Below are 13,030 nucleotides of genomic sequence, written 5' to 3'. Positions count from 1 at the left end.
TTTAGGAGACTCGAGAACGTTACATGCCCGAAATAAGCCGATTTCTTGGCATTGTCATTTTTATGTATTTTGATGAACACAATCCGCCGCATTTTCACGTCAAATACAACGAATACAAGGCTGTGGTGGCAATCGAATCGTTGAATATCCTGGCGGGCCATCTGCCGGGAAAAGTTCGCGGATTGGTTGAAGAATGGGCGGAGCTTCATCAACCCGAATTATTGAAAATGTGGCATACCAAGGATTTCCATAAAATCAAACCATTAGTGTAAGAATATGATTGTCAGCGTAAAAACAGCCACATATCTTGATGCATATCGTTTGAGACTGGTTTTCAATACCGGTGAATCGGGCGATGTCGATCTACAGGATCTGGTTTTCAAGTACGATGCCGCCGCGCCATTAAGGGATATCAATCGTTTCAAATCCTTCACTTTGGATGAATGGGCAACTGTCGTCTGGGATTGCGGTTTCGATGTTTCGCCGGAAACTCTGTATGAAAGAGCGACCGGAAAACGCATCGATTGGGTTCAATACAATGAAAAGAACACTGAAAAAGAGTATCAAGCATGATTATTAACGGCGTAACGATAGATGCAACCTTCGCGGAAGCATTTCCGATGAAGGCGACGCGCGCGATCATCACCGCGCAGAACGAAAAATGGGCGATGATTTCCGCCCAGGCGATGACCGGTTTCGCGACCTCGGTGATCGCCTGCGGCTGCGAGGCCGGCATCGAACGGGTGCTCGATCCGTCCGAGACGCCGGACGGACGGCCCGGCGTCTCGATCATGATCTTCGCGATGGGCGGCAAGGGTCTCGCGAAGCAACTCGAAACCCGCGCCGGGCAATGCGTGCTGACCTCCCCGACTTCGGCGCTGTTCGCCGGCATCGAAGGCGGCAAGCCGATTCCTTTGGGCAAAAACCTGCGCTATTTCGGCGACGGCTTTCAGGTCTCGAAACAGATCGGCGGCAAGCGTTACTGGCGCATCCCGGTGATGGACGGCGAATTCCTGGCCGAAGCGACCACAGCTCAGGTCGATGCGATCGGCGGCGGCAACTTCCTGGTGCTGGCCAAATCGCAACCCGAAGCTCTGGCCGCCTGCGAAGCGGCGATCGAGGCGATGCGCCAGGTACCGAACGTGATCATGCCGTTCCCTGGCGGAGTCGTGCGTTCCGGCTCGAAAGTCGGCTCCAAATACAAGGCGCTCGGCGCCTCGACCAATGATGCGTTCTGCCCAACCCTGAAAGGCATGACCCAGACAGAATTGTCCCCGGAAGTCGAATCGGTGATGGAAATCGTCATCGACGGCCTGACCAAGGAGGATATCAATAAGGCGATGCGCGTCGGCATCCAGGCCGTCTGCGATCTCGGCGCGGAACACGGCATCACCCGCATCAGCGCTGGCAATTACGGAGGCAAACTCGGACCGTTTCATTTTCATCTGCAGGAGATCATGGCATGAGCGCATTGACGTTTACGTTGAAACACCGTCCCGACCAGCGCGTCGATCTGTCGCCTCTGGTCTGCCAGAACCTCGAAGGCAAGGAAATTTCCGAAATCGCGGCGCTCGAACTGCAATCCGGCAAGGTCAGACTGCGCGTCGATGCGCTGTTCAGCATAACCGGCGGGGATGCTCAGAACATCGTGATCAAAAACAGCTTCGGCAAGCTCGACTTCATCGGCAAGGAGCTGAACGGCGGCCGCATTAAAGTCGAAGGCGACGCCGGCGCCTATCTCGGCATGGGCATGAAGGCCGGCAATATCCGCGTTACCGGCAATGCCGGCCTCTACGCCGCCTGCGAAATGAAAAAAGGCACGCTCGAAATCGATGGCGACGCCGGCGACTTTCTCGGCGGCGCCTTGCCCGGCAACAAAATGGGCATGAAAGGCGGGCTGATCCTGGTCCGGGGCAATGTCGGCGAGCGCGTCGGCGACCACATGCGCCGCGGCACGATCCTGATCGAAGGCAACGCCGGCGACTACTGCGGTTCCAGAATGACCGCCGGCACCATCGCCGTCATGGGCCAGACCGGCCGCTACCTCGGCTACGCGATGCGCCGCGGCACCCTGCTCTTGTGGAACCCGCCGCAGTTTCCAGCCAGCTTCAACGACTGCGGCGCGCATACGTTGGGATTTTTGCCGATGCTTTTCGCTTCGTTCAAAAGCCTGAACTCGCGCTTTGCCGATACAGCGGCTGGATTTAATCGCGTGCGGCGCTATGCTGGGGATATGGCGGAGATGGGGCGAGGTGAGGTGTTGGTCAAATTGTAGAAAAAGATCTCATTCATGAAGCCTATTATCGCAAGGAATAGGCTTTTTCAGCCTAACTTTAACTATGTACGATTGTTAAGTTTTCCAAAGAAAATCATCGGCGGTCATGATCAAAAATAAATAAGATAATGCAACGCTTCATCTTGATTTGCAGAAATTTAGCAAATCCTACAGACTAAAAGTAACTGCAAATTATAGATAAAACTCTAATGACTGATAGTACTAGTAGCTTTTATGCCTATCTTTCACGGCTGAAATGGATTAAACGTTGGGGCCTAATGCGTAATGCGCACGAAGAGAACGTAATGGAGCATAGTTGGGATGTCGCTGTAATTGCGCACGCCTTGGCGCTCATTAAAAATCGTTATTTTGATGGTCAAGTTGATGCAAATGCCATTGCAACGGCAGCTTTATATCATGATGTCACCGAAGTTATTACCGGAGATTTGCCAACTCCTATTAAATATCATTCATCGGCGATTCTTGATGCTTATAAGCAGATCGAACATCAAGCTGAACAGACATTATTAAGTATACTTCCTAAAGATCTAAAAGAAGATTACCGGCAATTGCTTGATCACGAACATTTACCAATAGAGCTACAACAAATTATCAAAGCTGCAGATAAAATCTCAGCTTATTTAAAATGTCAGGCAGAACTAAAAGCTGGTAACACTGAGTTTGAAGTTGCAACCAAGCAGCTTGAAAAAATAATATTCAGTATGGTTGAACAGCCAGAAGTATTGTTTTTTATGCAGACCTTTGCGCCAGATTGCGAATTGACACTCGACGACCTAGTTAAGTAGGGAACAATTAAAGAATATGAATTCAAATTTTGAAAGACTATTAGCTTTGCTTAAAGAAGATCGTTTAAGGACTTCAACTAGTGGAAGGCCAGGAATATTAATAGCTTCTGAAAGTGATAAAGGAAGAGTTGTTAACTCTCCAGCTTTTCGTAGGTTGCAACAAAAAGCACAAGTTTTTCCTTTAGAGCCGAACGCCGCAGTCAGAACCAGGTTGACGCATTCGATAGAAGTAAGTCAAATTGGTCGTTATATTTGTCAAAAGATAATCGAGAAATTAGATGCTTTTGACTCTTCTAATTACAAGCAATTAGCCGCTTTTGTAAATACTATCGAAACCGCTTGTTTATTGCATGACATAGGTAATCCTCCATTTGGTCACTTTGGCGAGTCAGCTATTCGAGATTGGTTTAAAGATAGAGAAAAGAATAGCGAAACTGTTCCAGATGATTTAATAAATTTTGATGGTAATCCACAAGGTTTTCGTCTTGCATCATTTCTTAGTGGAGCTGATGAATATGGATTTAATCTAACATGTACTTTGCTGTTGTCTATGGTTAAGTATCCTTATATCAGCGAAGATAAAAAAAATGACCCCGAGATCAAAAAAATTGGTTTATTTAAGAGCGAATACAATTACTATCTGCAGGCATGCGAGAAATTAAGTTGGAGTTCTAAAAATAAATTTCCATTAATGTATTTAATGGATGCTGCAGATGATATCGCCTATTCAATGAGTGATCTTGAAGATGGCTTAGAAAAGAATATTGTTTCTTTGGAGCAATTAAAAATCAAATTTAAGAGTATCGATATGAATTCTTCGTATATTGATCCATTTATCGCATTTAAGACAAAAACAATTACAGATGCTGTTGGGGTTGTTTCTGAAAGCTTTATAAATCAGATGGAAGAAATCTTCGATGGTGAAAAAGTAAATCTATTACCAGAAACATCAGAAGTAGGTGGACTGATCAAAGAAGTCAAAAGTTATGCAAGGAAGAATATATACTCGCATATTTCTGCAGAACAGGTGGAGCTTGCGGGTAGGAGCGTAATAACAGGGTTATTAAAGCATTTTGGAATATTATTGGATTTGGAAGAAAATCATTTTAATGCTTTAGTAAATGGCGATGCTAATTTAATAACAAAACATCATTTAGATTACCATATAAGATTACTGCGTCGAATTCCTCCAAATTATATCAAAAAATATAAATCAAAGGCTGGCTGTGAGGCAACGAGGCGCGCGCATTTAATTGTAGACTATATATCTGGAATGACGGACGATTTTGCACTGGAAACATATCAAATTCTTGAAGGAATTAGAATTCATTGATTAATAAAGATCACCCATATTTTTTTGTTGAAAAATTAAGAGACAAAAAAAACATAGTTTTTCAACTTAGCAAATATATATATAAGCCAGACTCTCTTTTCGACGAGAGAGAATACATCGATATTGTTTCTGACAATCTTTCTGAGGAATATATTGCCAAATTAATCAATTCACTTAACAGTGATCAAGAACTAGCTATACATTCTAAAGTGCATGTAAATGGACGCTTCATGCACATACCGATGATTGATTTTTCAATTGAAGACTCATTAACGGCTGATACAATTTATAGATTAAAAAAATTGTTACCAATAAATATATTTAAAAACATGGCTTTTTATGATAGCGGTAGATCATTACACGCTTATTCAACAACTCTAATTTCTCCTAAGCAATGGATAGAGTTTATGGGAAGACTATTATTGGTTAATAAAAAAGACCTTGAAATTATTGATAACCGATGGATTGGACATAGGCTTTTAGGTGGATATTCATCACTTCGCTGGTCTAATAATTCTGGGCAATACTTATGCGAGCCTCGAATTATTAAATCAATATTTTGACTCTGCTAAATATCGTAGCACCAAAGGTTGGGTTGTCAGCTTCCGTTATTAAGTTGTCTTTGCCAAACCGACCTGAGAATTGATCGGCCGCGCTTTACGTTTTGATAAATAAAATAGTTCCATAACTTTAATCGATAATAAGAAATAAAAATGAACAAACAAATTTTGAGGTTTTTAACGGTGCTATTTATCGGTCTGGCGGGATGCGGCGGCGGGAATGGCGAGGCTGCCGGGGTTAAATCAGTTTTCATCAATGGTTGTGTACAACAGGAGAGTACCTCACGTCCTATAGATCAGGCTAGCGCTTACTGTAGTTGCGTGGCAGATGAGGTGTTCGGCGATGGCGATATTTCCGACGAAACCAAAAATCTCATGCCGACTCTGAGCGATAAGGGCAGCCGGATCTATCAGCAGGATGATATTACCTTGGTCAGGGGGGCGCTGATGTCCTGCTATACCAATAATTTTTATAAGAAAAAATGACAGGCAGCTTTTACCCGCGTCGAAAATAGCCGCGTAGGTTGGGTTGCCTGCTTTTTGGCAACCCAACCTACAAATCTACAGCCTATGCAAATTTCTACTCCGTTTTAACCCGCTTGAAATGCATCAATTTAATCCCGATGGCGCAGGCGATGCCCACCAGAATATCAGCGTAATTGACGAACAAGCCGGACAGGGTGCCGGGATCGTGTTCCACCGCATCGCGAAGGCCCGGAGTGACGGCAAGGGTCCAGGCAAGGCAGGGAACCAGATAGGCCAGAAAACCCAGGATAGCCGAAGACAACGGGTCCTTTCCGGTCGCTTTGGCGCTTTTGGAAAACCGGTAGGTGATCAGGAATGCGGTAATGGTGCCGATCATAATAAAATCCCGTGGGTGAGGTGAGTGGCAGCGGCACAGTAGCAAATTGTTTTCTTGCACTCAAGCGCAACGTCCGCATTCGACTTTTCAGCGTATCGGCTGCATAGCTGTTTAGGTTGTTTGTCCACTTTCGGCAATCCCCTACTCTGTTGCATTGACTGGCTTGAGGGGCCTCGCCAAACTAGCCTATAAATTACGTATCGTCTTTCTTGATTGTATCAAACTCACGTTGCCCGGGTTTTGCTGCCATTCGCGACAGTAACGTCATTGATATGAATTTTTTCCATGACCTAAACATTAAATCTTTGGTACTCCAATGAACTATTACACGAGCTCAAAGTCGTTAATTTGTGGAATTTATCCATGATCAATTTTTGATACCGAATTGATAGTTATGCTCTCTCAAGCCTACTTTCCGGAGATATGACGATGACCAAAGATGAACTGCTTTCTAAAATCCAATCCTCCATTGATGAACGGCAAGCACAGCTGTCCGCGCTGAAAGATAAAGTAAAGGACGAATCAGAGGAAAGGATGAGCGATATTCGCGCGGCTATTGATGATTTGGAACCCAAACTCGAGCAAGCCAAAGCGAAAGCACAGGAAGTTGCCGACACCGCGGATGATAAATGGGATGATGTAAAAGATTCCCTAGAGGAAGGTTGGGATGAAGCTTCAGCCAAATTAGAAAAAGGCTGGGACAATTTTACGTCTTCCGTGAAATCATTTTTTTCCTAAAGATAAAGATTTACAGGCTATTAATCCCAGCCATAAATTTACCTTACGCCGAGCTTGTCGAAGAGCCTGCTCAAAAACTCTATAAACTGCGTAGATACAAGGTTGGGTTGCATGCTTTTCGCAACCCAACACTCATCTTGCAATATATTCGGTTAACGACAACTGCATGGATATCGCCCCGAGAGGCTACGAACTAAGAAGCAGTCGCCGGCAAGCGGTTGACTAACCTATCAGTCTTTCATTGGATATTTTTAGGAATACGGATTTTTTGGCCCGGAAAGATTTTATCCGCGTCTTTGATCACTTCGCGATTTGCTTCGAAGATTTTTTGATACTGGGCGCCGTTTCCGTATGCTTTTTCGGCGACTTTCCACAGCGTATCGCCTTTTTCGATCGTATAAAATTCATCGTCGCTCCCGATTTTGCCTCCGTCCGCGACAGTGACGGCATCGATATTGATTTTTTCGATGCCCTGGGTATTCCCCACGATCAGCACCGCTTTCTCCAGAGCTTCGGCGGATTTCGCGGTGCCGCTCAAGACGGCGCGCCCATCCTTCACTTGCACCTGAAAATTCTCCAGGCCCGGGTTATCTTCATCAATCCGTTTTTTAATTGCAGCAGGGGCGTCATTTTCGTCGCCAAACAGTTTGGTCCCGATATTACTGACAAAGTCGAACAAACTCATGATCTGTCTCCTTTTTCTAATGGAAATTTAGGTATATTCGAAGATTTCCTGAAGTCAGCAAACGAAAAGCTTCGGCTTCGGACCATACACCTTGCCTGGCGTTCAGGTCAAGCACCGTAGGTTGGGTTGCCTGTTTTTTGGCAACCCAACATTCCTGCTCCGATTTGTTGGGTTGTCTTCGCCAACCCAACCTACAGCCTATGCAAATTTCTACTCCGTTTTAACCCGCTTGAAATGCATCAATTTAATCCCGATGGCGCAGGCGATGCCCACCAGAATATCAGCGTAATTGACGAACAAGCCGGACAGGATGCCGGGATCGTGTTCGACTGCATCGAGCAAGGCCCGGGGTGACGATAAGGGTTCAGGCGAGGCAGGGAACCAGATAAGCCAGAAAATCCAGGATAGCCGAAAACAACGGGTCCTTGCCGGTCGCTTTGGCGCTTTTGGAAAACCGGTAGGTGATCAGGAATGCGGTAATGGTGCCGATCATAATAAAATCCCGTGGGTGAGGTCAATGACAGGCACAGTAGCAAATTGTTTTCTTGCACTCAATCGTAACCGTCCGCATTCGACTTTTCGGCGCATAGGGATCGTAATCCTGATAGACTGGTCGCGTACTGCACCGAATGGAGTTCAATCATACGGCACAATACGCGCGGATGCTATTCCGTACTCCGCGGGTTAATCCCGGAATCCGATTTAACCGCAATAATCAAAAGCGGCTTTTTCGATGATCCGTCAGAAAGCCGATGCCGCTTATTGCACTGCCGTTACCTTCTGACTGTGGTCGTAGCCGTTGCGCTATTGTTGGCCGAGTTGGGATCGGTGACCGATGCGCTGCCGACGCTGGCACTGTTACTGATCGTGCCGGTTACTCTGGGCCGGACGGTAATTTTTACCGTTGTTTTGGCGCCGTTGTTCAAGGTCCCCAAAGTGCAGTTGACCGTGGCGCTGCCGGTGCAGGTGCCTTGCGCAGGAACGGCGCCGACCAGGGTGACGTTGGCCGGTAACACGTCGCTCAGTGAAACATTGCCCGCCTGGCTCGGTCCGTTGTTCTGTACCGTCAGCGTATACACCAGGTTGGCGCCTCTCCTGACCGGATCCGGAGCGTCGGTCATCGTCAAAGCCAGATCGGCGCCGGATGACGCGGCAACGACGGTAATGAAGGTCTCGATTCTGTTGTTGGTGAAAACGGGATCGGTCTCGTTACCGCTGACGGTCACCGTACGGGAGAACGTACCGGCTGTCGAAGCGGTCTCGGTAAGAGTACAGCTCGCGCTAGCGCCTGATGAAAGCGCGCCGATGCTGCAGGACGTCATGGACGATACCGAACCGGTAACGGTCACGCCCGTAGCGGAAGATGGGCCATTGTTGGTCACGGTCGCCTGGTAGCTGATGGTTTCTCCGGTCATCGCCGAACCTGGCGTAACGCTCAGACTCAACACCAGATCCGCCGAGGGCGCCGAACCGGGTATTTCGACTAATTTGGCCGTGGTTGCCCCTACCGTATAAACGCTCTGATCGTTGCCGACGGAAAATCCCGCATCATTGCTGCTGCTGTCTGTGGTCCACGCGGACGTACCGTCGCTATTGACTTTGCACAATGCGCCAAAACCTTGCACATAGGCATTATTCTGCTCGTCCATTTGCGTGGGCGACCATTGCTGCAAAACAATGGACGCGCCGTCCGCGTCGAGATTCTCCCAAAGCTCGTTGCCATCGCTGTCGTATTTTGCAAACGCGGCTCCCACTCCCGTATTAAGCCCGCTCACGACCGGATTGTTGTCGCTGCCGACGCCGACGAAAGGCGAAATCATCCTTTTACGGATCGTTTCCCAAATAACCGTTCCAGTCGGCGAGATCTTTTTTATGACGGTGCCTTCGTCGGTTACGCCGTATTCCATATGAACCAGAAAAGTATTGCCGAACGCATCATCCGCGGCAAAGCCCGAGCTACGGCTGTTTAATAATTTGCGCCACAGCGGATTGCCGTTGGTATCCAGCTTGGCATAGACAATGGACCCCGAAATGGCCGACGCCGAGGTCATGACCAAAACGTCATTATTCGGAGTGATATTCAGGTTATAAGGATAGGTCAGCGTTCCGCTTGTGCCGTAGGTCCAGATTAACGTCCCATCGGCTGTGTATTTCCTCACTTTGGCAATACCGCTGTTGCCCACGCCGAGAACGTAGATACTGTTATTGGCGTCGACTCGATGGGTTTGAGTGTAGGAGCCATTGTCTATGCCATCGAAATTCTGCGACCACAACAGCTTTCCCGCCGGGTCGAATTTCAGGATCAGCCCGGCACGATTCGTGCGGTTTTCGAAACTTCCTCCCTGCAATTTGCCGGTCACGACAACATTCCCGGCCGTATCCACGGACACCCAATTGGCGACTTCATAACCGGTGTCGATGTTGGGCGCCGTGGCCGTCCAGAGGATATTGCCTTCGGAGTCGCGTTTGGTCAGATTGATTTCGCTTCCTGGATTGATGTCCGCATGCACCGTATAGACGTTGTCCGAAGCATCCCTGGCGATGGCCGTACCTCCGGGATCGCTCGTCCATTCCGTTAGAACGTATGAATTTACTGATGAACTTATTATCAACAGGCCAACCATTATTATTTTTTTCATATTTTTAATCCTGCAAGATACTAAATAGAGAGAACCGAAAGAACTTAGAGAACCGCTTACCTAGCCATGGAAGCGGATAAAGCTTTCTTTTCGGAATTGGATTCGAAGAGTTTTGAAAGAGCGTTGGAATCGATCAATAAATCGCACACGACAGGCCGGGAAAATTACCCGAAATTGGAAAACAGCATTGGATGCGCGGTAGTCATTTATCGCGTTATGAGGGAAAAAGGTTCAATGATGTGAACAAAATCGGCAATCCCTCGAAGCTCTCGCGGGATGTTCTACGGAAGGTAGCGGCAAATGGCCAGGGATCGCTCCAGGCAATCTCTATCCCTCGCCATTTCGGTTTTTTAAGAGTTGAGACAGAGGATGGCTCCCTGTTAAAAAACGTCGTCGCCGTAATGAAGAGTCATTGATCTTTGGCAATGTCCAATTCCGTCAGACGGCGGTAGAAGGTTGCCCTGCTGATGCCGAGCAGTTTGGCGGCCTGCAGACGGTTGCCTCGGGTTTTTTTCAGCGCCTCCCGAATGCGTTCGCGCTCATCCCCAACGGACAGCAAATGCTCCGACTCAATCACGGCAGGCGCTGCGGCTCGGCTGATTTCCGGCGGAAGGTCCTGACCCTCGATGCGCTCGCCCTTGCAGTGTATGACGGCATAATCGACGCAGGCTTTCAGCTCGCGCACGTTGCCCGGCCAGTCGTAATTCATCAGACATTGCATGGCCTCGGCGCCGAATCGAGGTTGAATCCTGCTGGAAAAGTGGTAACTGTTTCGAAGAAACGCTTCCACCAGCAGGGGAATGTCGTCCTTGCGTTCGCGCAAGGGCGGCACGCAAAGCCGGGCCACCCGCAACCGGTAGAGCAAATCTTCGCGAAAACGTCCCGCCCGTGACTCTGCGGCCAGGTCTTTGTGGGTCGCCACCAAAATCCGGACGTCGACCTTGCGCGGACGAGTCTCGCCGAGGCGCGTGATCTCCTTTTCTTGAAGCACACGCAACAGGGAAGCCTGCATGTTCAGCGGCAAATCCCCGATCTCGTCCAGAAACAAGGTGCCGCCGTGCGCCGCCTCGAAAAGTCCTTCCTGATCGATCACGGCCCCGGTGAACGCGCCCTTGCGATGGCCGAAGAGCTGGCTGGCCAGCAGCGACTCGCTCAGACCGGCCGAATTGACGGCAATAAAAGGCCCGTCCTTGCGCGGGCTGGCCGCATGAATATTATGAGCCACCAGTTCCTTGCCGACGCCGGTTTCGCCTTCGATCAGTACGGTCCAGTCCCCGCGGGCCACGTCCTTGATGAGACTGAACAGCTCCCGCATGGGCTCGGAGTTGCCGAGCATGCGGCCGTAGCGGCTTTCCTCGATGGCTTGCCGCAGCCGATGAATTTCGGTGACGTCGTACAGCAGCAAGATATGACGATGGGAGTTCTGAGGATCGTCGCGAACGTCGCATTCGACCCAGTAAGATTGTTGGTCGGAATCCTCCCAGTGTAAAGTGATGCGATAGCGTTCGGAAGGTAAGCGATCCAGCATCTGCTGCAACTGCAATTTCGACTGCATCGCGAAAGGCAGCACCTGATCCCACGCCTGTCCCAGAGCGCTCTGGTGATCGATCCCGGCGAACTGTTCGCAGGACTTGCTGACGAATTCGACTCGATGTTCGGCATCCAGCATCAAGGTGCCTACCCGAAACTGGTTAAGCAAAACCAACAGATTTTCCTGGCTTCTCTTGAGCTCGGCCAGGGTATGCGCAGCCAGCATCTCGGCTTTCTTGCGCGGGGAAACATCACGCACGATGCCTTTAAACAAAATCCCTTGGGGAAGCTTTACCTCGGTTACCGAGACATCAACGGGAAACACCGTACCGTCCTTCCGGCATGCCGACAATTCCCGGACGGCTCCCATGATATTGGATTGCCCGGTTTTCAAGTAGTTCTCGATATAATGCTCATGCAGACTCCGTTGAGGTTCAGGCATCAGCAGATTGACGTTGCGTCCCAGCAGCTCTTCGGGAGAGTAGCCGAACATGGACTTTACCATCGGATTGACGGATTGAATGATTCCGGACGCATCGGTCGTAACGACCGCATCCAGGGAACTATTCATAAGGGCGCGGTAACGCGCTTCCTCTTCCTTCAGCTTGTTTTCCTTTTCCCTGATCTCGGTTATATCGGCAAAAATCGCCACCGCATGGGTCACCTCGCCTTGCGGATTACGTATCGGAGAGGCGCTGACGTGAAGCGGGACGGCTCGATGGCCGGACCGAATCTCCATATCGCTCACTGACGCCGCGTCCCCCGTCAGGGCTCGGCTGATCGGCAGGATTTCCCGCGGATAAGGCTGGCCGGTGCCGACCACGGTAGCCTGGCAATAGACGGAGAAATCCTCGATACTGTCGCCCGGCTCGAAGCGTCTTCCCATAATGAGACTTGCCGCTTTGTTGGCAAAGAAGATCCGCCCTTCCACATCCAGAACCAGTACGCCGAAAGGGATGGCTTCGAGGCATTCGTGAAAACTCGGGTTCTGCCTTTGCAATTTGGCCTGCGCTTCCTTTTGCGCGGTGACGTCGGTTTGAATGCCGACATAATAGGCGAGCCGGTCCTGGTCGTCGAAAACCGGAGACAGCCGCAATTCATTCCAGAATAACGTTCCGTCTTTACGGTAATTCCTGAGAACCGCCGAGGCTTCCCGACCTTCCTTCAACGCCCGGCCGATGACCGCCAGCTCGGACTGTTCACGGTCCGCCCCCTGAAGAAACCGGCAGTTCCGCCCCAGGATTTCGTCTTTTGAATAACCGGTCATGGCTTCAAATGCCGGATTGACATAAATGAGAGGCATGTCCGGATCTTGCGCATCGGCGACCGTGATGCCGCAACTGGCGGAATCCAGCGCTCTGAAAAGCCATTCCGGCATGTTTTGAGGATGGGTTGTGAGCATGACGAATCCAGTTTTCTATCCAGTTAGAGCATTTAAATTTTATTAGCTTAGCTGGAAATAAGCTCGAATTATTGAAGAAATACCGGAATTCCCGCTATAACGAAGAGACTGACCGAGCTGGGAAGGGAGGAGTATCTTCGTTCATTTCATTCACAATTTTCTAGTTTATCTCAATAACGAGTGATTTTAATGAGCGTTTA

The 13,030-nt window shown here is 49.1% G+C and carries 15 protein-coding genes; 9 read left to right on the top strand and 6 right to left on the bottom strand.

From position 1 onward, the window contains the following. Positions 1 to 23 precede the first annotated feature (23 nt). The 8 genes from A3OW_RS0118555 (at position 24) to A3OW_RS0118520 (ending at position 5,460) form a co-directional block, all read left to right on the top strand. A complete protein-coding gene (locus tag A3OW_RS0118555) occupies positions 24 to 272 on the top strand; it encodes a DUF4160 domain-containing protein (RefSeq protein WP_020564961.1) in 249 nt (82 codons plus the stop codon). A 4-nt stretch (positions 273 to 276) separates the two neighbouring features. After that, positions 277 to 573, top strand: coding sequence for a DUF2442 domain-containing protein (locus A3OW_RS0118550; RefSeq protein WP_020564960.1), 297 nt, complete (start codon positions 277 to 279; stop codon positions 571 to 573). Beyond that, positions 570 to 1,466 carry a formylmethanofuran--tetrahydromethanopterin N-formyltransferase gene (gene fhcD / locus A3OW_RS0118545; protein WP_020564959.1) on the top strand — a complete coding sequence of 299 codons (897 nt, stop codon included), beginning with the start codon at positions 570 to 572 and terminating at the stop codon, positions 1,464 to 1,466. Before A3OW_RS0118550 ends, fhcD begins: the two co-directional genes overlap by 4 nt. Continuing rightward, positions 1,463 to 2,275, top strand: coding sequence for a formylmethanofuran dehydrogenase subunit C (locus A3OW_RS0118540; protein ID WP_020564958.1), 813 nt, complete (start codon positions 1,463 to 1,465; stop codon positions 2,273 to 2,275). The genes fhcD and A3OW_RS0118540 overlap by 4 nt, the downstream gene beginning before the upstream one ends. A gap of 209 nt (positions 2,276 to 2,484) precedes the next feature. Next, entirely contained in the window at positions 2,485 to 3,081 is a 597-nt protein-coding gene (gene yfbR, locus A3OW_RS0118535) for a 5'-deoxynucleotidase (protein ID WP_026223719.1), read from the top strand. A gap of 16 nt (positions 3,082 to 3,097) precedes the next feature. Then, positions 3,098 to 4,414, top strand: a complete 1,317-nt coding sequence (dgt, locus tag A3OW_RS0118530; protein ID WP_026223718.1) for a dGTP triphosphohydrolase — start codon at positions 3,098 to 3,100, stop codon at positions 4,412 to 4,414. Further along, positions 4,411 to 4,977 (top strand): primase 1D-like protein, encoded by a 567-nt coding sequence (locus A3OW_RS0118525; RefSeq protein WP_020564955.1) that lies wholly within the window; start codon positions 4,411 to 4,413, stop codon positions 4,975 to 4,977. The genes dgt and A3OW_RS0118525 overlap by 4 nt, the downstream gene beginning before the upstream one ends. 150 nt (positions 4,978 to 5,127) lie before the next feature. After that, on the top strand, positions 5,128 to 5,460 hold the full coding sequence (locus A3OW_RS0118520; RefSeq protein ID WP_026223717.1) for a hypothetical protein: 333 nt from the start codon (positions 5,128 to 5,130) through the stop codon (positions 5,458 to 5,460). A gap of 94 nt (positions 5,461 to 5,554) precedes the next feature. Here A3OW_RS0118520 and A3OW_RS0118515 read toward each other — a convergent pair whose 3' ends face one another. Next, on the bottom strand, positions 5,555 to 5,836 hold the full coding sequence (locus A3OW_RS0118515; protein WP_020564953.1) for a hypothetical protein: 282 nt from the start codon (positions 5,834 to 5,836) through the stop codon (positions 5,555 to 5,557). Between the two features lie 429 nt (positions 5,837 to 6,265). On the opposite strand from A3OW_RS0118515, the gene A3OW_RS0118510 reads away from it, so the two are divergent. Further along, a complete protein-coding gene (locus tag A3OW_RS0118510) occupies positions 6,266 to 6,574 on the top strand; it encodes a sll1863 family stress response protein (RefSeq protein WP_020564952.1) in 309 nt (102 codons plus the stop codon). A 238-nt stretch (positions 6,575 to 6,812) separates the two neighbouring features. Here A3OW_RS0118510 and lysM read toward each other — a convergent pair whose 3' ends face one another. The 5 genes from lysM to A3OW_RS0118485 form a co-directional block, all read right to left on the bottom strand. Continuing rightward, the gene (gene lysM, locus A3OW_RS0118505; protein ID WP_020564951.1) at positions 6,813 to 7,259 is read right to left on the bottom strand and encodes a peptidoglycan-binding protein LysM; all 447 of its coding nucleotides are present in this window, start codon (positions 7,257 to 7,259) and stop codon (positions 6,813 to 6,815) included. Positions 7,260 to 7,469: 210 nt separating this feature from the next. Then, positions 7,470 to 7,601, bottom strand: coding sequence for a hypothetical protein (locus A3OW_RS28900; RefSeq protein ID WP_020564950.1), 132 nt, complete (start codon positions 7,599 to 7,601; stop codon positions 7,470 to 7,472). A 22-nt stretch (positions 7,602 to 7,623) separates the two neighbouring features. Continuing rightward, positions 7,624 to 7,752, bottom strand: a complete 129-nt coding sequence (locus A3OW_RS28895) for a hypothetical protein (RefSeq protein ID WP_020564949.1) — start codon at positions 7,750 to 7,752, stop codon at positions 7,624 to 7,626. A 280-nt stretch (positions 7,753 to 8,032) separates the two neighbouring features. Further along, a complete protein-coding gene (locus A3OW_RS0118495; RefSeq protein WP_020564948.1) occupies positions 8,033 to 9,898 on the bottom strand; it encodes a CARDB domain-containing protein in 1,866 nt (621 codons plus the stop codon). A gap of 409 nt (positions 9,899 to 10,307) precedes the next feature. Next, positions 10,308 to 12,830 (bottom strand): PAS domain S-box protein, encoded by a 2,523-nt coding sequence (locus A3OW_RS0118485; RefSeq protein ID WP_020564946.1) that lies wholly within the window; start codon positions 12,828 to 12,830, stop codon positions 10,308 to 10,310. Positions 12,831 to 13,030 lie beyond the last annotated feature (200 nt).

This window comes from Methylosarcina fibrata AML-C10, from assembly GCF_000372865.1.
GTDB classification, from domain to species: domain Bacteria; phylum Pseudomonadota; class Gammaproteobacteria; order Methylococcales; family Methylomonadaceae; genus Methylosarcina; species Methylosarcina fibrata.
Note: the sequence above shows the minus strand (reverse complement) of the source record. Positions and strands in the feature narration are given on the sequence as shown.

Excerpts from the sequence above, each read along its gene's own strand:
- A3OW_RS0118555 (WP_020564961.1), top strand. The coding sequence starts at position 24 with ATGCCCGAAATAAGCCGATTTCTTGGCATTGTCATTTTTATGTATTTT.
- A3OW_RS0118520 (WP_026223717.1), top strand. The coding sequence starts at position 5,128 with ATGAACAAACAAATTTTGAGGTTTTTAACGGTGCTATTTATCGGTCTG.
- lysM (WP_020564951.1), bottom strand. The coding sequence starts at position 7,259 with ATGAGTTTGTTCGACTTTGTCAGTAATATCGGGACCAAACTGTTTGGC.
- yfbR (WP_026223719.1), top strand. The coding sequence starts at position 2,485 with ATGACTGATAGTACTAGTAGCTTTTATGCCTATCTTTCACGGCTGAAA.
- A3OW_RS0118485 (WP_020564946.1), bottom strand. The coding sequence starts at position 12,830 with ATGCTCACAACCCATCCTCAAAACATGCCGGAATGGCTTTTCAGAGCG.
- A3OW_RS0118510 (WP_020564952.1), top strand. The coding sequence starts at position 6,266 with ATGACCAAAGATGAACTGCTTTCTAAAATCCAATCCTCCATTGATGAA.
- dgt (WP_026223718.1), top strand. The coding sequence starts at position 3,098 with ATGAATTCAAATTTTGAAAGACTATTAGCTTTGCTTAAAGAAGATCGT.
- A3OW_RS0118550 (WP_020564960.1), top strand. The coding sequence starts at position 277 with ATGATTGTCAGCGTAAAAACAGCCACATATCTTGATGCATATCGTTTG.
- A3OW_RS28895 (WP_020564949.1), bottom strand. The coding sequence starts at position 7,752 with ATGATCGGCACCATTACCGCATTCCTGATCACCTACCGGTTTTCCAAA.
- A3OW_RS0118495 (WP_020564948.1), bottom strand. The coding sequence starts at position 9,898 with ATGAAAAAAATAATAATGGTTGGCCTGTTGATAATAAGTTCATCAGTA.
- A3OW_RS0118515 (WP_020564953.1), bottom strand. The coding sequence starts at position 5,836 with ATGATCGGCACCATTACCGCATTCCTGATCACCTACCGGTTTTCCAAA.
- A3OW_RS0118540 (WP_020564958.1), top strand. The coding sequence starts at position 1,463 with ATGAGCGCATTGACGTTTACGTTGAAACACCGTCCCGACCAGCGCGTC.
- fhcD (WP_020564959.1), top strand. The coding sequence starts at position 570 with ATGATTATTAACGGCGTAACGATAGATGCAACCTTCGCGGAAGCATTT.